General features: G+C 55.5%; 18 protein-coding genes. 11 read left to right on the forward strand and 7 right to left on the reverse strand.

Going from position 1 to position 20,153, the window contains the following annotated elements; translation table 11 throughout:
* Nucleotides 1-7: 7 nt before the first annotated feature.
* The 5 genes from leuC to EDC28_RS16300 all read left to right on the forward strand — a co-directional run bounded on the left by leuC (nucleotide 8) and on the right by EDC28_RS16300 (nucleotide 4,292).
* Nucleotides 8-1,405: a 3-isopropylmalate dehydratase large subunit gene (gene leuC, locus EDC28_RS16280; protein WP_170164153.1), complete on the forward strand. Its 1,398-nt coding sequence runs from the start codon at nucleotides 8-10 to the stop codon at nucleotides 1,403-1,405.
* Nucleotides 1,402-1,953: a 3-isopropylmalate dehydratase small subunit gene (gene leuD, locus EDC28_RS16285; RefSeq protein WP_050660623.1), complete on the forward strand. Its 552-nt coding sequence runs from the start codon at nucleotides 1,402-1,404 to the stop codon at nucleotides 1,951-1,953. Before leuC ends, leuD begins: the two co-directional genes overlap by 4 nt.
* Entirely contained in the window at nucleotides 1,950-2,993 is a 1,044-nt protein-coding gene (leuB, locus tag EDC28_RS16290) for a 3-isopropylmalate dehydrogenase (protein WP_123422314.1), read from the forward strand. Before leuD ends, leuB begins: the two co-directional genes overlap by 4 nt.
* A gap of 320 nt (nucleotides 2,994-3,313) precedes the next feature.
* Complete coding sequence (locus tag EDC28_RS16295) at nucleotides 3,314-3,655, forward strand: hypothetical protein (protein ID WP_211355747.1); 342 nt, start codon at nucleotides 3,314-3,316, stop codon at nucleotides 3,653-3,655.
* A gap of 202 nt (nucleotides 3,656-3,857) precedes the next feature.
* Nucleotides 3,858-4,292, forward strand: a complete 435-nt coding sequence (locus tag EDC28_RS16300) for a hypothetical protein (RefSeq protein WP_211355748.1) — start codon at nucleotides 3,858-3,860, stop codon at nucleotides 4,290-4,292.
* A gap of 165 nt (nucleotides 4,293-4,457) precedes the next feature.
* Here the strand turns inward: EDC28_RS16300 and EDC28_RS20050 are convergent, their stop codons facing one another.
* Together EDC28_RS20050 and EDC28_RS16305 are read right to left on the reverse strand one after the other, a co-directional pair.
* The gene (locus EDC28_RS20050) at nucleotides 4,458-5,036 is read right to left on the reverse strand and encodes a hypothetical protein (RefSeq protein WP_170164154.1); all 579 of its coding nucleotides are present in this window, start codon (nucleotides 5,034-5,036) and stop codon (nucleotides 4,458-4,460) included.
* A 101-nt stretch (nucleotides 5,037-5,137) separates the two neighbouring features.
* Nucleotides 5,138-5,659: a hypothetical protein gene (locus EDC28_RS16305; protein ID WP_148049869.1), complete on the reverse strand. Its 522-nt coding sequence runs from the start codon at nucleotides 5,657-5,659 to the stop codon at nucleotides 5,138-5,140.
* 348 nt (nucleotides 5,660-6,007) lie between these two features.
* Between EDC28_RS16305 and EDC28_RS16310 the strand changes: the two genes are divergently transcribed.
* The gene (locus EDC28_RS16310) at nucleotides 6,008-6,958 is read left to right on the forward strand and encodes an IS110 family RNA-guided transposase (RefSeq protein WP_123422316.1); all 951 of its coding nucleotides are present in this window, start codon (nucleotides 6,008-6,010) and stop codon (nucleotides 6,956-6,958) included.
* Nucleotides 6,959-6,986: 28 nt separating this feature from the next.
* Here the strand turns inward: EDC28_RS16310 and EDC28_RS16315 are convergent, their stop codons facing one another.
* The 3 genes from EDC28_RS16315 to EDC28_RS16325 all read right to left on the reverse strand — a co-directional run bounded on the left by EDC28_RS16315 (nucleotide 6,987) and on the right by EDC28_RS16325 (nucleotide 12,208).
* The gene (locus tag EDC28_RS16315; protein ID WP_123422330.1) at nucleotides 6,987-8,189 is read right to left on the reverse strand and encodes a RelA/SpoT domain-containing protein; all 1,203 of its coding nucleotides are present in this window, start codon (nucleotides 8,187-8,189) and stop codon (nucleotides 6,987-6,989) included.
* 846 nt (nucleotides 8,190-9,035) lie between these two features.
* Complete coding sequence (locus EDC28_RS16320) at nucleotides 9,036-10,352, reverse strand: mechanosensitive ion channel family protein (RefSeq protein ID WP_244946602.1); 1,317 nt, start codon at nucleotides 10,350-10,352, stop codon at nucleotides 9,036-9,038.
* 128 nt (nucleotides 10,353-10,480) lie between these two features.
* Nucleotides 10,481-12,208 (reverse strand): DUF885 domain-containing protein, encoded by a 1,728-nt coding sequence (locus EDC28_RS16325; protein WP_123422317.1) that lies wholly within the window; start codon nucleotides 12,206-12,208, stop codon nucleotides 10,481-10,483.
* A gap of 137 nt (nucleotides 12,209-12,345) precedes the next feature.
* On the opposite strand from EDC28_RS16325, the gene EDC28_RS16330 reads away from it, so the two are divergent.
* Nucleotides 12,346-13,344: a TIGR00341 family protein gene (locus EDC28_RS16330; RefSeq protein WP_050660501.1), complete on the forward strand. Its 999-nt coding sequence runs from the start codon at nucleotides 12,346-12,348 to the stop codon at nucleotides 13,342-13,344.
* Here the strand turns inward: EDC28_RS16330 and EDC28_RS16335 are convergent.
* A complete protein-coding gene (locus EDC28_RS16335; RefSeq protein WP_050660500.1) occupies nucleotides 13,341-13,715 on the reverse strand; it encodes a PH domain-containing protein in 375 nt (124 codons plus the stop codon). The genes EDC28_RS16330 and EDC28_RS16335 overlap by 4 nt on opposite strands.
* Before the next feature lie 148 nt (nucleotides 13,716-13,863).
* On the opposite strand from EDC28_RS16335, the gene EDC28_RS16340 reads away from it, so the two are divergent.
* From EDC28_RS16340 to ychF, 3 genes are read left to right on the forward strand one after another with little or no spacing between them, the layout of a single operon-like run.
* Nucleotides 13,864-14,472, forward strand: a complete 609-nt coding sequence (locus EDC28_RS16340) for a 50S ribosomal protein L25/general stress protein Ctc (RefSeq protein WP_123422318.1) — start codon at nucleotides 13,864-13,866, stop codon at nucleotides 14,470-14,472.
* Between the two features lie 3 nt (nucleotides 14,473-14,475).
* Nucleotides 14,476-15,060 carry an aminoacyl-tRNA hydrolase gene (gene pth, locus EDC28_RS16345; RefSeq protein ID WP_050660498.1) on the forward strand — a complete coding sequence of 195 codons (585 nt, stop codon included), beginning with the start codon at nucleotides 14,476-14,478 and terminating at the stop codon, nucleotides 15,058-15,060.
* 17 nt (nucleotides 15,061-15,077) lie between these two features.
* Nucleotides 15,078-16,169: a redox-regulated ATPase YchF gene (ychF, locus tag EDC28_RS16350; protein WP_050660497.1), complete on the forward strand. Its 1,092-nt coding sequence runs from the start codon at nucleotides 15,078-15,080 to the stop codon at nucleotides 16,167-16,169.
* A 47-nt stretch (nucleotides 16,170-16,216) separates the two neighbouring features.
* Here the strand turns inward: ychF and EDC28_RS16355 are convergent, their stop codons facing one another.
* Nucleotides 16,217-18,115 (reverse strand): extracellular catalytic domain type 1 short-chain-length polyhydroxyalkanoate depolymerase, encoded by a 1,899-nt coding sequence (locus EDC28_RS16355; RefSeq protein WP_123422319.1) that lies wholly within the window; start codon nucleotides 18,113-18,115, stop codon nucleotides 16,217-16,219.
* Nucleotides 18,116-18,445: 330 nt separating this feature from the next.
* Here EDC28_RS16355 and EDC28_RS16360 point away from each other — a divergent pair, with 330 nt between their 5' ends.
* Nucleotides 18,446-20,146, forward strand: a complete 1,701-nt coding sequence (locus EDC28_RS16360) for a PHA/PHB synthase family protein (protein WP_123422320.1) — start codon at nucleotides 18,446-18,448, stop codon at nucleotides 20,144-20,146.
* Nucleotides 20,147-20,153: the final 7 nt, after the last annotated feature.

The raw sequence follows: 20,153 nt of genomic DNA on the forward strand, positions 1-20,153 counted from the left end.
AAAGACCATGGCACAGACAATGTTCGACAAGATTTGGCAGCGCCATATCGTCAAACCGGCTGAGAACGGCCACCCGGCGGTGATTTACATCGACCTGCATTTGATCCACGAAGTCACCAGCCCGCAAGCCTTTACCGAGCTGAAAAACCGGGGCCTGACCGTGCGCCGCCCCGACAAGGTGCTGGCCACCCTGGATCACTCCACCCCCACCTCGGCCCCCGATGCCCAGGGCCAGCGCAAGTATGTGTCTGAAGCGGCCTGGCAACAGGTGCGTAAGTTGCAGGAAAACTGCCGCCGTTTTGGCATCCACCTGCACGGTTTTGACAGCCCCCACCGCGGCATTGTGCACGTAATGGGCCCGGAGCTGGGCGCTACCCAGCCCGGCATGACCATTGTCTGCGGCGACTCCCACACCGCCACCCACGGCGCCTTTGGCGCCCTGGCCTTTGGCATCGGCACTACCGAAGTGGGCCATGTGCTGGCCACCCAAAGCCTGCTGCAACACAAACCCAAAACCCTGCGCGTGTGGGTGGATAACACCCTGCGCCCAGGCGTTGGTGCCAAAGACCTGATTTTGCACATCATCGGCAAACTGGGCATGGGCGGCGGCACCGGCCACGTTATCGAATACGCCGGCCCCGCCATTGAAGCCCTGACCATGGAAGAGCGGATGACGGTGTGCAACATGTCCATCGAAGCGGGCGCCCGCGCAGGGCTGATAGCCCCCGATGAAACCACCTTCAACTGGCTGCGTGGCCGCCAGATGGCCCCCAAAGACTTTGACGCGGCCTGCGCCGACTGGCGCACCCTGCGCACCGACGAAGGCGCCAGCTTCGACAAAGAACTGCGCGTTGACGCTGCCAAAATCGGCCCCACCATCACCTACGGTACCCACCCGGGCATGGTTATTCCCATCGGCGCCGCCGTACCGGCCGCCCGCGACGAAGTGGAAGCCAAGGCGCTGAGCTACATGAACCTCAAGGCCGGCGAGCAGTTGTCAGACCGCAAAGTAGACATCGTCTTTATCGGCTCCTGCACCAACGGCCGTTTGTCCGACATGCGCGAAGCGGCCAATGAACTCAAGGGCCACAAGGTAGCCAAGAGCGTGCGGATGATGGTGGTGCCGGGCTCTGAAGACATCAAGCGCCAGGCCGAAGCCGAAGGCCTGGACAAAATCATCCTGGCCGCCGGCGCCGAGTGGCGCGAACCGGGCTGCTCCATGTGCATCGCCATGAACGGCGACATGGCAAAGCCGGGCCAGACCGTGGTGTCTACCTCCAACCGTAACTTTGCCGGCCGCCAGGGCCCGGGCTCCCAAAGCTTTTTGGCAAGCCCCGCCGTTGCCGCCCGCGCCGCCGTTAGCGGCTTTGTCTGCGAGCCCCAAGCCATCGAGGAAACCGCATGAAAATCGACTCCAAAATCCTGGTGGTTCGCCAGAACAACATCGACACCGACCAAATCATCCCGGCCCGGTTTTTAACCACCACCACCCGTGAGGGCCTGGGCCAACACGCCTTTGCCGACTGGCGCTACCAGAACGGCCAAAAGACCGACTCCATTTTAAATACCGACCACGGCTGCACCGTGCTGGTAGGCGGCGAGAACTTCGGTTGTGGCTCGTCTCGTGAGCACGCGCCTTGGGCCATGCTCGATTACGGCTTTAAAGCGGTTATTTCCAGCCAAATTGCCGACATCTTCCGTGGTAACGCCCTTAAAAACGGCCTGGTGCCAATCGAGGTTACCCCCGAGCAGCACCAATACCTGCTGGACCACCCCGACACCCGGGTCAGCATCGATGTCACCGACGCCACCGTTACTTTGGATAACGGCCAGGTGTGGTCTTTCGAGCTGGACCCGTTTAGCCGCCACTGCATAGTGCAAGGGGTTGATCAGCTGGGCTATTTATTGAATCTTGATAGGCAAATTCGCCAATACGAGGAGAGCCACCCGTGAAGGCCAATATCGTTTTACTGCCCGGCGACGGCATAGGCCCGGAAGTAACCCAGGCGGCCAAGGCCGCCCTCGGCGCCATCGCCAAGCGCTTTGGCCATGAGTTTGCCATCAGCGAAGCCCTGATGGGCGGCGCGGCTATCGACGCCACCGGCGAGCCGCTGCCGGCCAAAACCCTGGCCGCTTGCCAAGAAGCCGACGCGGTATTCCTCGGCGCCGTTGGCGGCCCCAAGTGGGACAAAAGCGAAAAACGCCCCGAGCAGGGCCTGCTGGCCATTCGTAAAGCCCTGGGCCTGTATGCCAACCTGCGCCCGGCAGTCACCCACCCTGCCCTTTATGATGCCAGCCCCATCAAGGCCGATCGCCTTGAAGGGGTGGATATCATGGTGGTGCGGGAGCTGACCGGCGGCATTTACTTTGGCGAGAAGGAAGAAGGCACAGATGCCGCATGGGACCGCTGCGCCTACAGCGGCGAAGAGGTAGACCGGGTGCTGCACCAGGCTGCCAGGCTGGCGAAAAAGCGCGGCGGCAAGGTCACCATGGTGGATAAAGCCAACGTGCTGGCCACCTCTCGCCTGTGGCGCCGGCGCACCGAAGCGCTCTTTGCCGAGCACTACCCAGAGCTGGAACTGGAGTTTTTGCTGGTAGACGCCGCCGCCATGCACCTTTTGTCGCGCCCGGCGAGCTTTGATGTGCTGGTCACCGAAAACCTCTTTGGCGACATCCTCACCGACGAAGCGGCCATGCTGGTCGGCTCCCTGGGTATGTTGCCCTCCGCCTCCCTTGGCAACAGCGGCCCCGGCCTGTTCGAGCCCTGCCACGGCTCGGCCCCAGACATTGCCGGGCAAGACAAAGCTAACCCCTTTGCCGCCCTGCTCTCTAGCGCCATGCTGCTGGAACTGGGCCTTGGCTTAACTGAAGAGGCGCAAATTCTCAAAGAAGCAGTGTACGACTGCCTCACCCAAGGCCAATGCACCGGCGACTTGGGCGGCAAACTCGGCACCAAAGCCGCCACCCAGGCAGTACTGGCCCGCATTATTTAAATGCCATTAAAAATGGAAAAGCCCGGCATAAGCCGGGCTTTTTTATGGGGCGAGTGTTTTAAATACAAACCGCAGCCTGATATATAGGCGACGTTAAAGGCTTCGTTATCTGACAGTGTGGATACGCCTTGAACTCAAACTTCATTATTGCTCAAAACATCTGAAAACTGGACTTTTGGTTACTCAGAAGATGGATGTCCTTTTTTATTTCGCTCGCCTTGAATTTGCGTTTTAAAAGCAAAACACGGCATCAGAGCAAAGAAAACACCCTCATGGCTGATTAATGCCGCACTGTCGATTGATGCCGCACTGTCGATGCAATGCGAAAACTGGACTTTGGTTACTCAGAAGGTGGATGTCCTTTTTTATTTGTTACCCAGTTTAAAGACAGCCCCAAAGGCATTCCCTTTGCACTGGCTGATTACCTGGCGCTTGTCGATTGGACTGGTCGGGCACAACGAGAAAACAAGCGCGGTTTCATCACCCCAGAAACCCCTGCCATTCTGGAACGCTTAGGCCTGGATGCCGACAGCTTCCTTATCGCCCTGGGCCAACATCAACTTTCCCGTGGCTCTGTGATTGGCCACAAACAGGCCCAAAGTGCCTACGCCAAAGCCCATCATCGACGACATGTGGTCGGCCCACCAATAAAAGCCGCTTAATCCCCTTACGGCACCACGCTCACATGCCCTCAGCAGTCGCTGACAATCCCGCTCGCCTCTAATTTGCGTTTTTAACAACAAAGCGCGGTATCAGCGCGAAGCAAACACCCTCAAGGTTGATTAATACCGCACTGTCGATGCCATGCGAAAACTAGACTTTGGGTCACTCAAAAGATGGATGTCCTTTATTTTTTCTCAAAAGATGGATGTCCTTTATTTTTTTTATTTTTTTGTGGACCTCAACCCGCTTCGCGCCAAGATAGTCGACACGCCTGAAGCCTCAGCAGATGTGTCACTCTCAGCACGGCTTAATACTGACGACAGCAAGCCAGCGTTGTTGCCTTTTGTCACCCAGTTTAAAGACAGCCCCAAAGGTATTCCCTTTGCGTTGGCTGATTATTTGGCGCTGGTGGATTGGACTGGCCGGGCGCAACGAGAAGACAAGCGCGGTTTCATCACCCCAGACACCCCTGCCATTCTGGAACGCTTAGGCCTTGATGCTGACAGCTTCCTTATCGCCCTTGGCCAACACCAGCTTTCCCGTGGCTCGGTGATTGGCCACAAACAGGCCCAAAGTGCTTACGCCAAAGCCCATCACCGACGGCACGTGGTCGGCCCACCGATAAGAGCCGCTTAATTCTACCCCGCACCACCACACTCACAGACCTTCGGCACCTGCTGGCAATCCCGCTCGCCTCTAATTTGCGTTTTTAACGACAAAACGTGGTATCAGCGCGAAGCAAACATCTTCAAGGCTGATTAATACCGCGCTGTCGATGCAAAACGAGAACTAGACTTTTAGTTAATCAGAAGATGGATGTCCTTTATTTTTTATTTTCCATTTAGTGACCTCCGGTTTTTCAACACCCAATGATTCTAGACAAGAAACCACATTTTCTTTTTCCATCAATATTTCATTAAGTAATTCGTGAGGTACGCTTCCCGATTTTATTTTAATTTCAAAATCACTAACGAGTATATTCATCGTTGCTTGATGAAAACCATTTTCAACAGCCGATTTTATTGTACCAGGGAGAAGATGTGGAGAAACATGATGTTTTACGTAATTTAATCCATCTATATCCTCATTTCTGTCCTCTTCCATTCCAACAGGATCCAGAAAATGGATTCGAGATGCTTCTACTAAGATATCTATTGCATTTGGCAAATACTCAACCGCCTTCTCAAGAAGAAGTACTAACACTCCTCCCGCACTAAGTAGTTTAACCAATCGATCATCTTTTTCTTCTGGGGTTAAAGATTTTGATAGAGACATACTGCGATGTATTCCACAATACCCCTTGTATTCTATCTTCCCCTTGTTTGAACACGGGGTTCCGTTTTTTAACTTGGCTAAACAAAGACTGGCTTTAACAACCATACCTCACCCCCCAAATAATTATCGTTATTTTTTGCATAACGTTTGAATTCACCGGACTGCGCGGCTTTTGCGCAGGTCCGGTGGAATGATGGGTTAGGCAGCTACTTACCACTCGGCCGAAAATACACGGTGATGTCATGACCAAGACCGGTGGGCCAAACTGAGTACTTAACCTCGGTAGTCCATTCGCCGGACACCCATTTTCGAGATGTTCCTTGACGGATAGCATTCTGTAGCCCTTGGGGCTCTGCACCAAGAATCTTTGTGGAGATGGAACTGGCGACACGTGCGAGTTCAGCATGTGCCTTTGCTTTTTCCCGGACGTTGTTGACATTGAGGATAAGGGAAATCCGCATGAGCTTCGCGGGGCTGTCGAACTCCCCCATTGAATAAAAGGCAAGGTTGTTTTTCAGGCCGTTTCTTCCCGGAGTGGGGGTAACGTCCGTCATATTGCTTGCGCACCCTCCTGTGTTGGGGTTGTAGCCACGTGAAGGGTACCCAAGATCCACCGCAAGATTGCAGAAGGTCTTGGGATGAGCTGACGGCAAAAGTGGTGCTGCTTGAGCTGTAGAGAAAGCTACCGCAGAGCACAAGAACACGACTAGACGTGATTGAAATGCCATTACTCCTCCTATCTGTGATCGGCGTCGCATACCGGCTGTGCTGGAGCTGCCCAACGCTTTGCTAAGCGGCAATAAAATAGCTGGCCAAAATTAGCGAGGAACGAGCAAAAGCCAGCTGTTTTTTGTCCGTTTAAGCAACTTGTATGGTTGATTCTGCTTGAAAACGGGTAAATTGGAGGCCCACCCTCAACGGCCATTGAGGGCCTTTATGCAGCAGCTCGGTGTAGCGCTGGCTCCTCTTTCGAGAGACCGGTAACAAGTGGGTAGCGCTGCATAACTCCGAAGCGATAACTCGAACAGTCATCGGGGCCTCGAGCCCGCATAGCAAGGCAGAGTCAGCTTATTACCATGAACAATAAAAACCAACTTCAGATCCATGTCGGCGTCGATGTCGGCAAGTCCAAACTCGATATTGCCCTTCATCCCCTCGACCTCCATTTCACTGTGCCCAACGATGAAACGCACATTCAAAAAGTCATCCAGGTACTCAAGCAGCACCAGCCAAAAAGCATCGTGGTGGAAGCAACAGGCCGCTATGAACATGCTTTGGTTTTCGCCTGCGACAAAGCCGAACTGCCCATCATTGTGGTGAACCCTATTCAGGTGCGCCGCTTTGCCCAGGTTATCGGTGTGCTGGCCAAAACCGACAAGATAGATGCCAGTGTTATTGCCCGCTTCGCCGCAACCATCAAACCCGAGTTCAAACCCATACCTGATGAACAATCAAGGTTAATCAAAGACTTGCTTATCAGGCGGACGCAGCTTCTTGAGATGGCCACCATGGAGAAAAATCGTCTGCAGATCCTGCCCAAGACGCTCCACGCCTCAATAGCGGCATTGCTGAAAACCTTGGACAAGCAGGTTGAAACGATCACCAAGCAGTTGGATGTCCTGGTGGTACAAGCCAAACACTGGCGCTCGAAATCCGAGATCCTGACCAGCGTCCCCGGTGTGGGCAAAGTACTGGCCTATACCCTGCTCAGCGAACTACCGGAACTGGGTAACTTGAACCGAAAAGAGATAGCCGCCTTGGTCGGGGTAGCCCCCATGAACAAGGAAAGCGGCTCTTACCAGGGCAAGCGTCGTATCCGAGGTGGCCGTCACCGGGTGCGTACCGTGATGTTTATGGCGATGATGTCTGCCATCCAGTGCAACCCGGTATTTAGCCGTTACTACCACCACCTCAAAGCCGCCGGAAAGCTTCCCAAAGTCGCCTTGATAGCCTGTATGAGAAAGCTCGTCGTCATCCTCAACACCATGGTTAAAAACGGTGAGAAATGGACCGAAAAAGAGGCTTAATTCATTGACAGAACGCCACAGTCACTTGTTAGTTTTCAGTGTCTGAGCCAGTTTCCTCATCAGCACTTGGTTTAGATATTACCTTTTCAGCGATTTTAGCAGCTGAATTACCGGCTAAAATATTAGCGTTCATTGCAGCGAGTTTAGCTGCTGAATTACCACCTAATATATTAGCATTCATTGCAGCGATTTTAGCAGCTGAATTACCGCCTAAAATATTAGCGTTCATTGAGGCGATTTTTTCAGCGGCTGAATTTATATTTTGACTATATGCTCTTATTGCAGTTGCTTTTGCAATTAATCGTTCTGTAGCAGAAAGATTACTTTCATTATATATTCGAGTTTGAGAGTTAGCCCTTAACTTCTGGATCTCACTGCTTAGCTTATTGACCTTACTATCTTTGTTTTTACTCTTATTTTTCTCATTAGATAATTCAGATGCTAGCTCTTCTATCTTTGAAAGATGAAGTTCTTGCGCTCTATTAATCTCATCTATTTTAAGTTCTTGAATGTTAATTTCTGATGTTAAGTTTCTAACAAATGATCCCATCTCATCAGCACTTCCTGCCATACAATTGAAAATAGTTAAAAAATAAGAAATTAATTCATTATTTGAAAAGTTTGGGTAACGTATTTTATGATCAATTTCACTCCAGCCTTCTTCAAAAATTGTTCTGACTTGAATTTCAGAAAATACTTTATTTAAAGTTGGCTGTGTAGATATAACATAATGAATAGAACGATAGCCTGCAGGGTGATTTTTAACTTCACAAGAGTTGGCTTTATAGCTTTCAACAATTTCCCCTTCGTCACCTGAGCGAATGTATGCGACGGGCGCTTCTTCGTTTTTCCAATGTGCTAAAATATGCTCTTGAATATTCACCCATTCATATTTGAATAGATGCAGAACTCTGACTCCAATTAAATCTGTTATTATTTCTGTATAGTTTTTAGTGTTTATCGTTAGATATTTTTCACTTCCAAGAACACGCTTTCGGACAATTTTTTCAATTAAATGCACAGGATCTTTTACCCTCCACCGTACAGAGTGTACCTGTGGGCATTTTTGTAAAATTTTAGCTAAATAGCTGGCTGTGTCATCTAAGCTTGTGACTTTAGCTGCATGATCTAATGCTATAGCCTTCAGCTCATCAAATTCTATTGCAGCTTTCTCCCAGTCCTCACGAGTAATTCGGTTATTTTCTAAAAAAAACTCTAATGATAAGTCCACAATACTCAAAACTATCTCCCTTGAAAACTAACAATAGTTATGAGGCCGGCTCGTTTTCACTCATCAGATCACTTGGAGTGTCGGTTTTAACAATCTGATTTTCCTAACGATACCTGCGACCCCATCAATCACCCTGCGTGAAAACGAGCCGGCTTCTTTTGCTGATCGAACCGGCTTCACACCCTGAAGTCTGACCAAAAAAAATCCAATATAATCAGTGATTTATCTAGCGCCTGGCGGGATAACGGAGCCTGACATCCGTAATAAAGGTGCCTAATTTCCACGGCACGCCTGGATATACTGTATGCCCACCCAAAAACCTGAACGAAACTGCGTACCCAACAAGAATCTGCCGAGCTCGCTGGTTTAGGGCTCTTGGAGCCCATTTCAGTGGAGCGCCTTACCGCCGGGAGTGTGAGCTGGCACGAGGCATGGATGCCGAGTGAGCGGAAGATGCGTCGGGACACGCATGTGTAGCGGTCAGCGGCAAACGACCAGAGGGAAGGACGTCGCGTAACGCCAGGGCGGTGCCTTTGGGTACTTTGTGCGAAAACAAAGTACCTGCCTGCCGGGGCGAGTCCCGGCGATAACAGCATTCGAAGGAAGCTACGATATCTAGGCAAAAACTTACGCTACCGCCCCTGGGTTACAGCTCCCAAACCGCTGATAGCATCCTTGTCATCAACCAAACCGCCCATAATCGCAGGTCTATTGAAAATCTATTCCGGCAGAACCGCGACTGAAACCCCAGCCTAACCCACTGACACTATTCAGTAAATAACCCAATACCGATAGACAAAGCCCCCTTGCTACAATCGCCACCGCGCCACCAAAGCAACACAAAAGCTAAGACTTCCCAAAGCCTTCGTTAAGCACCCTGACTTCCCGTTGCGGGAAGGGAATTTCAAAGCCGTGTTCTTGCAGGGCTTCGAGGATCATCAGCAGCAAGTCGCCCCCTACCCGGTTTTTGCCGTCGTCGATGCCGTACATCCAAAACTCCACAAACATATTGATGCCCGAGTCGCCGAAGCTGTCGATTTCGCAATCGGGCCTTTCTTCTATAGGCAGCTCCTCGCCGCTCAGCACCTTGGGATGGGAGGCCACTACCACTTTGACTATCTCCACCAGTTTGCGAATGTCCGAGCGGTAAGCCACCGAAAAATCCACCCGGTAGCGCTGCTTCTTATTCTTGTGGGTCCAGTTGGTAAAACTCTCGGTCATGAACTTTTCGTTGGGGACCATGATGTCTTTGCCATCGAAGGTCTCCAAGGTGGTGGAGCGCAAGGTTAGCTCGCGCACTATGCCGGTGCGCCCGTCGGCCAGCTCGATGTAGTCGTTAACGCTGATGGAGCGGTCCAGCAGGATGATGATGCCGGAGATAAAGTTCGAGGCGATGGCTTGCAACCCAAAGCCAAGGCCAACGCCAAGGGCGCCGCCAAATACCGCCAGCGCGGTGAGGTTGATGCCCATCACTTGCAGCAGCATCAAAAAGATAAGGAGGAAGATGGCCACCTGCAGCAGCTTGGCTGCCACTTCGCGGGTGCGAAAATCGAGCTTTTCCTGGCGGCGGATGATCTCCTGGCCGGTGCTGGTTGACACCCTTCCAAGCCAAAACAGCAGCGAGCCAAACAGCACCACCCGCACCACCCCGTAGGCGGAGACTTCGATATTGCCGACCTTGACGGCAATGGCATCGAGAATGTCGATAAGCGGCGCCAGGGCGTCAATAAGGTGCAGGAAGATAAGAGGCAGGCCAATCCAGCGAAACACAAAGGCGATAAAGTCGCTGCGCACGTGGTCGCGGATAAGGGCGTTAAACACCAGCAGCATGGCCAGCAGCAATGCCGCGCGCACCAGCCAGGAATGGCCCAGCCACTGCTGGCTGACGGTGACAAAAATGCTGAGTGCCAAAATGGCCAACAGCGGAAAGAACAGGTTGCCAAGCTTAGCGGTGAGCCGCCGCAAGGGCCCTGAGGCCGCCTCCCCTGCCGGCAGCTCGGCAAAGAGCGGCAACAGCTTTCGAAGGCGCCTTGCCAGGAAGAACGAGAGCGCGAAGATCACCAGTACCAAAGCAAGCTGGGCGTAGGTGCTGGTCATCAAGAGGTTCTCGACCACCTTGTTGCCTACCTCGGCCAGCATCTTGTTGAGCGCTGCAAAATCCACGGTCACCCCCAACGGCGCGTCACATAGGCCAAACCTTTGACAGGTTATAGAAGTTGCCTACCCCGGCTGCCAGTTTGCGCCAGCCATAAAAAAACCCGGCCGGGGCCGGGTTTGTCGGTAACGCGGGGTTACAGGTATTTGGGTACGAAGTCTTCCAGCACCGCTTTTTTGAGCAATTTGGGCGGCAATAAGCCCTGGGCCAGGATGAAATCGTGGAAGGCCTGCTGGTTGAACTTGTCTTTGAGTTTCAGCTCCACTTCGGTGCGCAGCTGGCGAAGCTCCATGTAGCCGTAGTAGTAGCTGGTAGCTTGGCCCGGCATGCGGAAGGTGTAGCGGTCGACTTCGGCGTCGGCAAAAGGCTCGGAGAGGCCTACGTCTTGCACCAGCACTCGCTTGGCATCGGCCGGGGAGATCATGCCCAGGTTCAGCATCGGGTCGAGGAAGGCGCGGGCCGCCCGTTGCAGGCGGGCCTGCAAGGAGAACAGCTGGCCGTCCAGCGGCAGGTACTGCTTCATGATGGCCTCACTATACAGGGCCCAGCCTTCGGCGTTGGCGCTGTTAAAGGCGAAGATGGCGCGGGCCTGGGACACACCGTTTTCCACCATGTTGGAAAATTGCAGCTCGTGGCCGGGGCGCGCTTCGTGGATGGTCAAGGTCCAGGAAAACGCCTTGGCGGTGAAGTCATCCTGCTTTTTACCGCCCGCATTGGGGTTATTGAGCGGCAGCACGAACTCGCCATATTCGCCAGTGTTGCCAATCAGGCGCGGCGGATTCATGTGCGGCGCTGGAATAGACGCCGATTCGGCCTCGGAGGCCAGGCGTATATTGGCCTTGCGGTTAGGCAGGGTAACGATGTGGTGCTCGCGGACCATATCTTCGATGGCGGCCAGGCGCTTTTCATAGAAAGGCAAAATGGCCTTGCCGGTGATTTGATCTTTTTTCAGCACCTTGAGCACATCGCGATAGTCGCTGCTTTTAAGGCCTTTTTGCTTGGCGATGATGGCCGCCAGAGATTGCATTTCGTCGCGAATTTCGGCAAAGCCAAACAGCGCCCGCTGGATAAGCTCATCGGGAGCCATGTCGACGCCTACGTCTTTCAGAGCGTTGGCATAGAGGGCTTCTGGCAGCACAAAGCTGGTGCGGGCGCGAGGCTCAACCTTGGCTTTTAGCCAGGTGTCGTAGCTGGTCAGCTGCTCGGAGAGGGTCTTGTAGGCGTCTTGCCAGCCCGCGATGTGGTTGGCTTCAAACAGCTGCTTGATACCGGCCAGATACCGAGGGGTGTTGGCCAAGTCTTGGTCCAGCTCGCGCTGGTAAGGGCCAAGGAGTTTGGGGTTAGCCAGGCTCGCTTCGGTGTAGCTTTCGGCCTGGCTCACCAGGCTTGGCTTGCCAGCCAGGCCCACATAGGCCTTGAGGCGCTCAACGGCGCGGGCTTTGCGCTCAGCGCTGTTGCGCTCGTCCAGCAGCACTTGCAGGCCCTGGAAGATGGTCTCGCCGAGGTTTTCATAAGGCAGCAGGGCATCGTGCTTGAGCTTGGCCGAGGCCAGGCTTTGCTCTACCGAGCCAATCATGATTCCTAAATCTTGTTTGACCCTGGGGTCGCTTTCCTTGGCCAGCTCGCCTTTGAGGCGCACCAGCAGCGCCTCGCCGTCTTTCATGGAAGCTTCATAAGCGGCTTGGCTTAGCACCTGGGCCTGGGTGTCGAATTGCTCCAACCCCAGCGAGGAGCCCATTTCCGGGCTGTATTTGGCCATTTCTTCCAGCACGGGCTGGGCATAGCTGTTGCTTTGGGTGACCCAAGCCGGCTCGGCAACGCCAAGGCAGCTGACCAGACTCAGGGCTAACAAGGATTTTTTCACGGTTTTTATCTCTTGATATGTGGCTGGGCTTTCGCAGTAGTGTCGACGTTATCAGGCTGTTTTAAAGAAGAAAACGTTAAGCTGAACCTAAAGTGTGATGAGATGTAACACCGCTGTGTTAGCCCAAGGAGAGGCCAATGGCGCTACGATTGATGACCCTGGTGGTGGCCACCGAGGCCAAAGCCAAGCTTGAGCAAATTCTTGAAGAGCGCGACTTGCGAGACTGCTGGCAAGAAGAAGACGACGGCCACCTGCAAGTAAACATGGTGCTCAATGCCGACCAGGCCGAGCCCTTGATGGACGCCTTTTGTGACGCCTTCTCAGAGCAAAGTCCCTTTAAGCTCATCCTGCTGCCGGTAGAAGCGGCCCTGCCCCACCCCGAAGAAGACGAAGATCAGCAACCAGAGGCCGAGCAACAAGAGCAGCAAAAGGCCGCCAACCGGGTCAGCCGCGACGAGCTTTACGACGAGGCCATCAGCGGCAGCCGCCTGGGCCGCAATTACCTGCTGATGGTGGTGCTGTCGGCCATCGTGGCGGCGGTGGGGCTGCTGCGTGACGATATCGCCATCATCATCGGCGCCATGGTGATAGCCCCTTTGCTGATGCCCAACATTGCCCTGAGCCTGGCCACCACCCTTGGGGATTTGGATTTGGGCAAAAAGGCGCTGCTGTGTAACGGCGCAGGCCTTGCCCTAGGCCTGGTGGTGGCGGCCGCCATTGGCCTGGTGATTGCGGTAGACCCCAGCATCAACGCCATTCACAGCCGCACCGAGGTGTCGCTGTCTGACTTGGTGCTGGCCCTTTGCGCCGGCGCAGCCGGCACCCTTGCCTTTACCGCCGGCCAGGCCGGCGCCGTTATCGGGGTAATGGTGGCGGTGGCGCTGATGCCGCCGCTGGTGGCTTGTGGCCTGTTGGCGGGGGGCGGCCACTGGGCCTTGGCCGGCAAGGCGGCGCTGCTGGTAGCCAGCAACCTGGTGTGTATAAACCTCGCCGGGGTGGGCACCTTTTTATTGCAAGGCCTTGGCCCGCGCCATTGGTGGCAAGAAGACAAGGTACGCAAGGCCAGCATCCGAGCCTTTGCCATCTGGGCGGTATTGCTGGTGGCCCTGGCGGCGCTGATTAAAACCCTGCTTTAAAGCAGGTGGTTGGAGAGCGCCTTATACAGCTCGCGCACGTCATTGCCTTTACCCAGTTCGCGGCTGATGGGCTCGGGCTCTGAGCCCACCCACAGCTTTATCTCGGCATCGAGGTCAAAATGCCCTGCAGTTTCAAGGGCATACTTGGTGATTTTGCTGTAGGGCACCGACAACACAAACTGCTTCTTGCCGGTCAGGCCTTGTTTGTCCAACAAGATGATGCGCTTGTCGGTAAACACGAACAGGTCTCGCACCAGTTGGTAGGCTTTGTCGATGCGCTCGCCGTCGGCCAGCAAGGGGCCAATCAGGGCGTCGATTTTCTCGCTGTTCACAGCAGAGCCCATTCCCAATAATCCTGACAACAATCCCATAGGTTCTCCTTGGCCGGGCGGCGCTTCATATTGTGGTGATTTGCGGGCTTTGTTAAACTACCGCGCCTTTAGCCACAGCTGGCTAAAGTCTGGGTTGGTTTCTTGGTCGCGGGAAGCCAACAACCTTACTTCTTTTTGGAGCAATACCATGTCTTATATTTTTGAAGCAGAACTCCGCACAGACCTGGGGAAAGGTGCGAGCCGCCGCCTGCGTCGTGAGGACAAAGTGCCTGCTATCGTTTACGGTGCCGATAAAGAGCCGGTTTCCATCGCCGTTGAGCACAACAAAATCATCGAAGCGCAAGCTGACGAAGGTTTCTACACCCATATCCTGACCCTGAACATCGCCGGTGAAAAAACCGAAGTTCTGGTTAAGGACATGCAACGTCACCCCTACAAGCCGAAAGTCACCCACATCGACTTCCTGCGCGTTGACGCTTCTCACAAAGTTGTGACCAAGATCCCTCTGCACTTCGTTGGCGAAGACATCGCCACCAAGAAAGGCGGCGTGATCGCTCACCAAACCACTGAAGTTGAAATCAGCTGTCTGCCTAAAGATCTGCCTGAGTTCATCGAAGTGAACGCTGCCGTACTGGAAGTTGGCGACACCCTGCACCTGTCCAACCTGGCCGTGCCTAAAGGCGTTGTTCTGGTTGAACTGAGCAAAGGTGAAAGCCACGACCAAGCCGTTGTTTCTCTGAACGCGCCTAAAGGCGCCGCTTCTGAAGACAGCGCCGAAGAGGCTGCAGCTGAGTAAAGCGTGAGCGATATTCAACTGCTGGTGGGCCTGGGTAATCCAGGCCCCGAATACGCCCAAACCCGTCATAATGCTGGCGCCTGGTATATCGAGGAGCTGGCCCGCCTTCACCGGCAATCTCTGTCTCTGGAAAGCAAATTCTCCGCCCTTACCGCCCGCGTTTCTATCAAGGGCAAAGAGGTGCGTCTGCTTATTCCCACCACCTACATGAACCTCTCAGGCAAAGCCGTCGGCGCTTTGGCCAACTTTTACCGTATTCCGGTAGAGAGCATTCTGGTGGCCCACGACGAGTTGGACTTGCCCCCCGGTGTAGCCCGCTTCAAGCAGGGCGGCGGCCATGGCGGCCATAATGGTCTCAAAGACATCATGGCCAAGATGGGTAACAATCCGAATTTCCATCGGTTGCGCATTGGTATCGGCCACCCGGGCGACCGCAACAAGGTTACCGGTTTCGTGCTGGGCAAAGCCCCGGCCAACGAGCAAGACCAGATCAACGCAGCCATAGATGAAGCCATCCGGGCCACCGACATTTTGTTCGAAAGCGGTATTACCGCTGCCCAAAACCGGCTTCACGCCTTTAAGGCATAAATTTTAAGGACACTCCCATGGGATTCAAATGTGGCATTGTGGGCCTGCCTAACGTCGGCAAATCCACCCTGTTCAATGCGCTGACCAAGGCCGGCATCGAAGCCGCCAACTTCCCCTTTTGCACCATTGAACCCAACACCGGTGTTGTACCGGTACCGGATATCCGCCTGAACAAGCTGGCCGAGATTGTTAATCCCCAGCGGGTACTGCCCACCACCATGGAGTTTGTGGACATCGCAGGCCTGGTAGAAGGTGCCTCCAAAGGTGAAGGCCTGGGTAACAAGTTCCTGGCCAATATCCGCGAAACCGACGCTATTGCCCACGTGGTGCGTTGCTTCGAGAACGACAACATCATCCACGTTGCCGGCAAAGTCGACCCAGCCGAAGACATCGATGTCATCAACACCGAACTGGTGCTGGCCGACATGGAAGCGGTAGACCGCGCCCTGACCCGGGTGCAGAAAAAAGCCAAAGGCGGCGACAAAGACGCCAAAGCCGAGCAAGAGGTGCTGCTGAAAATTCAGCCCCATCTGGAAGCCGGTAAAATGCTGCGCTCCGCTGGCCTGTCTAGCGACGAAAAAGCCGCCATCGGCTACCAGAACTACCTGACCGGCAAGCCCACCATGTACATTGCCAACGTCAACGAAGACGGCTTTGAGAACAACCCGTATCTGGATAAAGTACGGGCCATTGCCGCCGACGAAGACGCCATTGTGGTACCGGTGTGCGCCGCCGTTGAGTCTGACATCGCCGAGTTGGACGACGAAGACCGCCAAGCCTTTATGGAAGAGCTGGGCCTCGACGAGCCGGGCCTAAACCGGGTTATTCGCGCCGGTTACGAGCTTCTGAACCTGCACACCTACTTCACCGCCGGTGTCAAAGAAGTGCGCGCCTGGACCATCAAGGTCAACTCCACCGCCCCGCAAGCGGCCGGTAAAATTCACACCGATTTTGAAAAAGGCTTTATCCGCGCCGAAGTGGTGGGCTATGAGGACTTTGTGGCCAACAACGGCGAACAAGGGGCCAAAGAAGCCGGTAAATGGCGCCTGGAAGGCAAGGAATACATCGTCAAAGACGGCGACGTGATCCATTTTCGCTTTAACGTCTAAGCACCTGTTATTGAAATTGAAAAGCCGCCCGATGGGCGGCTTTTTTATTACTGCTCGCAACTGCCCAGATACCAGCTCTGGCCGTCGTCTGAATGCAGGGTGTTGATGCCCCAGGTGGAACCGGCCATGGGCTGGTCGCTGCCGGTGGCAAAGTAGTCCGGCGCCAGGGGGTTGCCGGTGCTGTAGGCGCGCCCCGCCACCTTCTGGCTGTAGTTGTTGGTGGTAAAGGTTTGGCAATCGCCGCCCCCTTCGTCTGGGGGCGTCGCGCTGCTGCCAGAGCAGGCCTGCACCGGCCCCAGGCAACTGGCGTCGTCATCCTGCCAGCGGCACTGCTCGCCGCTGGTTACCTCACGCAGGGTAAAGCTCGCCGTGCCGTACTCGAGGTAGCAATTGGCGTAATTGGTGTAGTCGAGGCGCCCGGCGCTGATGTGGCCGTCAAGGGTTGCGCTTTGGCCGGCGTCGATTTCAAAATCCAGTACCTGGCTGGTACTCAAGCCACCGGCGTCGGTGGCGGTGACGGTAACGCTGTTGCTGCCCCCCGGCAGGTTGCAGCGCTGGCCGCTAAATTGGCTGGCGCTGATGTCGGCATTTTGGGTGGCGCCGGCAAAGGCCAGGGTAACGGCGCTCAAATCCTCATTCACATCCACCACGGTGCCGGTCACCAGGGCACACTGGCCGCTCACCGCCACATTGAGGTTGGACAGCACCGGGGCGCTGGCCGGTGGCGCCGGCCCTACCCTGGCGCTGCCTTGGTAGAGGTTGCCGTCCATGCCCGCATCATCGGTGGCCACCACCGCTACCTGGTAAAGGTCATTGGCAAGGGCCGGGCTTTGCAGGCTAAAGCTGCCATCGGCCGCAGCCGTGGCGCTAGCGGATTGCTCGCTGCCATTACTGGCCACAAAGCGGGCGCTGACGGCGGCGACGCTACCCTCAGCATCCACCGCCTTGCCGGTGACCAGGATGCGATCACCATTGACCGCCAGCGCCACGTTACCCAGCACCGGCCCCAGGTTGCGGCTGACCCTTTTGTTGTTCTCCAAAAAGTAGCGGCCAAGATAACGGGCATAGTTGATGCTGGCGCCGTTGATGTAACTGCCGCTGGCACCCTCGCCGCCAGACCAGGCGTGGTCGACATTGTTGAACCACAGCATCGACACCCGCCCGTCTTGCCAGAGGCTTTGTTCAGCGCTGTGGCCACTGCCTTCGCTGATAAGGGTGCTGCCCGGCAAGGGGCTGACCCCATAAAGGGCCGCCATGCCCTCGGCGTTTTGGCTGTTGTAACAGAGGTTGACGGTGCTATCGCTGTCCCCTTGGGCGATGGAGGCGATTTGGCTGCCAAGAGAGCTTTGGTAGCTGCCGGCGTATTGGCTACAGCGGCTGGCCACATCAGCGCTTTCACAGGGACCAAGGGCGCCGCTGGAGCTGGTGCCGATGCTGGGCCCGGCACTGATGCCCATGCCCGCAAAAACGTCTGGCGCCAGGCAGGCGGTGGTGTTGGCAAAGCTGGCCCCGGAAGAGAGCCCGGCGATATAAACCTGGTTGGCATCGATATGGCGGCTGGTATCCGCCACCAGGGCCTGGGCCAGGTTAATCAGGTTTTTATAGTCGCCACTGCTGCGGGACTTGCTGCCGCTCCAGTAAGACCAGCAGCTAAAGCCGGCCTTGTTCATGGCGTCCGGCACGGCGATCACCAAGCCAAACTCTTCGGCGGCGTCTTCAAGGTTGGCACTCAGGTAGGCGTCGATGGCCTGGGTGCAGCCGTGCAATACCAGCAGCAGGCCACGGCCGTCGCCGATGTTCGATTGGCTGTCCGGGGTGTAGATATGGACCTTGTTAAAGCCCCCCAGGCTTTGGTTCTTGCTCCAGCTGCCGGCATAGGCCACGGCGCCCAGCCCTAGCCCCAGCCACAAGGCCAGAGCCAGCAGGATATGTTTCTTCGTTATCATTGTTGCTGCCCTCTTTGGGTGAAATGAAATGGGCTGGCACCACATCGGCCCACCACCACACCACAGAGCGACATCCAGTCCCGCACCCAGCCTAGCCAGTGCATGCGGGTAACGATTTACTACTTTAGTGCTACCAACGTCACCCACCTTCCGGCGTTACACGAAACTCCGCCGCCTTGGCAAGCTGTCATAAAAGCTGCACTTTCAACCATCTACCCATGGCTATACTGGGCAAGTGCGCAAAAATTGACCTGGATTATAAAAAGGCCGCCGGCCTTGGTTCACCATGGTCGATATTCTGTAAAACCTGCCAAGGAGCCGCAGTTTGCCATGGATGCTTCCCGCAATTTTTTTGACGATCTCGACCGCAGTTATCAGGCCAATCTGGCCCGTTTTACCCTGGGGCTGAGCCCGGCAGGCCTTACCGAAGCCTATGCCTCCTGGCTGGCGCATCTGGCCATGAGCCCAGGCAGGCTTAGCGAGCTGGCCCTCTTTCCTCTCAGCCAATGGCCCGATTGCTGGCAAAGCCAGAGCCAGGAGCAGCCAAAGGCCAGCCAAGACGCGCGCTTTGCCAGCGAGCGCTGGCAGCAGTGGCCCTGGCGCTTTTATGCCGAGGGCTTTCGCCAAAGCGAGCAGTTCTGGCAAAAGGCCACCACCGGCATCAACGGCTTATCGGATGAGTACCAGCGCATTCTCTCGTTCTCGGCCCGCCAGTTATTAGACGCCCTCTCCCCCAGCAACTTTATCGCCACCAACCCAGACCTCATCCACACCACTTTGACTCACCTGGGTACCAACCTGGCGGCCGGGGCCGCCAACGCCCTGGAAGACTGGCGCCGCGACCAGACCGGCGAGGCGCCGGTGGGGGTGGAGGCCTTTGAGGTGGGCCGAAATATTGCCTGCACCCCCGGCAAGGTGGTGCTGAAAAATCAGCTGATTGAGCTCATTCATTACCAGCCCCGGTGCGACAAGGTGAAAAAGGAGCCGGTGCTGTTTATGCCAGCCTGGATCATGAAGTACTACATCCTCGACCTCTCGCCCCGCAATTCCCTGGTGCGCTGGCTGCTGGAGCAAGGCCACGACGTATACATGATCTCCTGGAAAAACCCCGGCGGCGAAGACCGCGAACTGGGCATGGAAGATTACGTGCGCCACGGCGCCTTGGCGGCTATCGATGCGGTTCGCAGCATCAGTAAAGACGCGCCCATTCACCTGGCCGGCTACTGCCTGGGGGGCACTTTGGCGCTGCTCACCGCCGCCTACCTGGGCGCCCGCCAAGACAATCCCTTAAAAAGCCTGACCCTCTTTGCCGCCCAAGGCGATTTTACCGAGGCTGGCGAGCTGATGCTGTTTGTCACCCCAAGCGAAGTGGCCTTCCTTAAGAACATGATGTGGGCCCAGGGGGTGTTGGATACCACACAGATGGCGGGCGCCTTTCAAATACTGCGCTCCAACGACCTTATCTGGTCGCGGCTGGTGCACGAGTACCTGCAAGGACAAAGACCGGGCATGAACGATTTGATGGCCTGGAACAGCGACGCCACCCGCATGCCCTTTAAGATGCACAGTGAATACTTAGAAAAGCTGTTTTTGAAAAACCAGTTTGCCGAGGGCCATTACAGCCTCTTTGGTGAGCCGCTGGCGCCGGGGGATATTCAGTTGCCCATCTTTGCGGTGGGCACCGAAAAGGACCATGTGGCGCCCTGGGTATCGGTACACAAGGTGCACCTTATCGGCGGCAACGACGTGACCTTCGTGCTGGCAAGCGGCGGCCATAATAGCGGCATTGTCTCCGAGCCCGGCCACCCGCACCGCAGCTACCGCCAGCTTTTTAAAGGCGCCAAAGACCCTTATCTCTCCCCAGAGCATTGGCTTGAAAAGGCCGAGCCGCACTCAGGCTCCTGGTGGCCAGCCTGGCAGGCTTGGCTGGCCGAGCACAGCAGCGCCGAGGTGGCCGCCCCCAAAAACCTTGGCAGCCGCCAGTACCCGGCAAAGGGCGATGCCCCCGGCAGCTTTGTATTGATGAAGTAGGAACCCG

It is taken from the genome of Gallaecimonas pentaromativorans (assembly GCF_003751625.1).
Lineage (GTDB): Bacteria > Pseudomonadota > Gammaproteobacteria > Enterobacterales > Gallaecimonadaceae > Gallaecimonas > Gallaecimonas pentaromativorans.

Excerpts from the sequence above, each read along its gene's own strand:
- leuD (WP_050660623.1), top strand. The coding sequence starts at position 1,402 with ATGAAAATCGACTCCAAAATCCTGGTGGTTCGCCAGAACAACATCGAC.
- EDC28_RS16305 (WP_148049869.1), bottom strand. The coding sequence starts at position 5,659 with ATGGCATTTCAATCACGTCTAGTCGTGTTCTTGTGCTCTGCGGTAGCT.
- leuC (WP_170164153.1), top strand. The coding sequence starts at position 8 with ATGGCACAGACAATGTTCGACAAGATTTGGCAGCGCCATATCGTCAAA.
- EDC28_RS16300 (WP_211355748.1), top strand. The coding sequence starts at position 3,858 with ATGGATGTCCTTTATTTTTTTTATTTTTTTGTGGACCTCAACCCGCTT.
- EDC28_RS16335 (WP_050660500.1), bottom strand. The coding sequence starts at position 13,715 with ATGGGATTGTTGTCAGGATTATTGGGAATGGGCTCTGCTGTGAACAGC.
- EDC28_RS16295 (WP_211355747.1), top strand. The coding sequence starts at position 3,314 with ATGCGAAAACTGGACTTTGGTTACTCAGAAGGTGGATGTCCTTTTTTA.
- EDC28_RS16355 (WP_123422319.1), bottom strand. The coding sequence starts at position 18,115 with ATGATAACGAAGAAACATATCCTGCTGGCTCTGGCCTTGTGGCTGGGG.
- ychF (WP_050660497.1), top strand. The coding sequence starts at position 15,078 with ATGGGATTCAAATGTGGCATTGTGGGCCTGCCTAACGTCGGCAAATCC.
- EDC28_RS20050 (WP_170164154.1), bottom strand. The coding sequence starts at position 5,036 with ATGGTTGTTAAAGCCAGTCTTTGTTTAGCCAAGTTAAAAAACGGAACC.
- EDC28_RS16360 (WP_123422320.1), top strand. The coding sequence starts at position 18,446 with ATGGATGCTTCCCGCAATTTTTTTGACGATCTCGACCGCAGTTATCAG.
- EDC28_RS16310 (WP_123422316.1), top strand. The coding sequence starts at position 6,008 with ATGAACAATAAAAACCAACTTCAGATCCATGTCGGCGTCGATGTCGGC.
- EDC28_RS16330 (WP_050660501.1), top strand. The coding sequence starts at position 12,346 with ATGGCGCTACGATTGATGACCCTGGTGGTGGCCACCGAGGCCAAAGCC.
- EDC28_RS16340 (WP_123422318.1), top strand. The coding sequence starts at position 13,864 with ATGTCTTATATTTTTGAAGCAGAACTCCGCACAGACCTGGGGAAAGGT.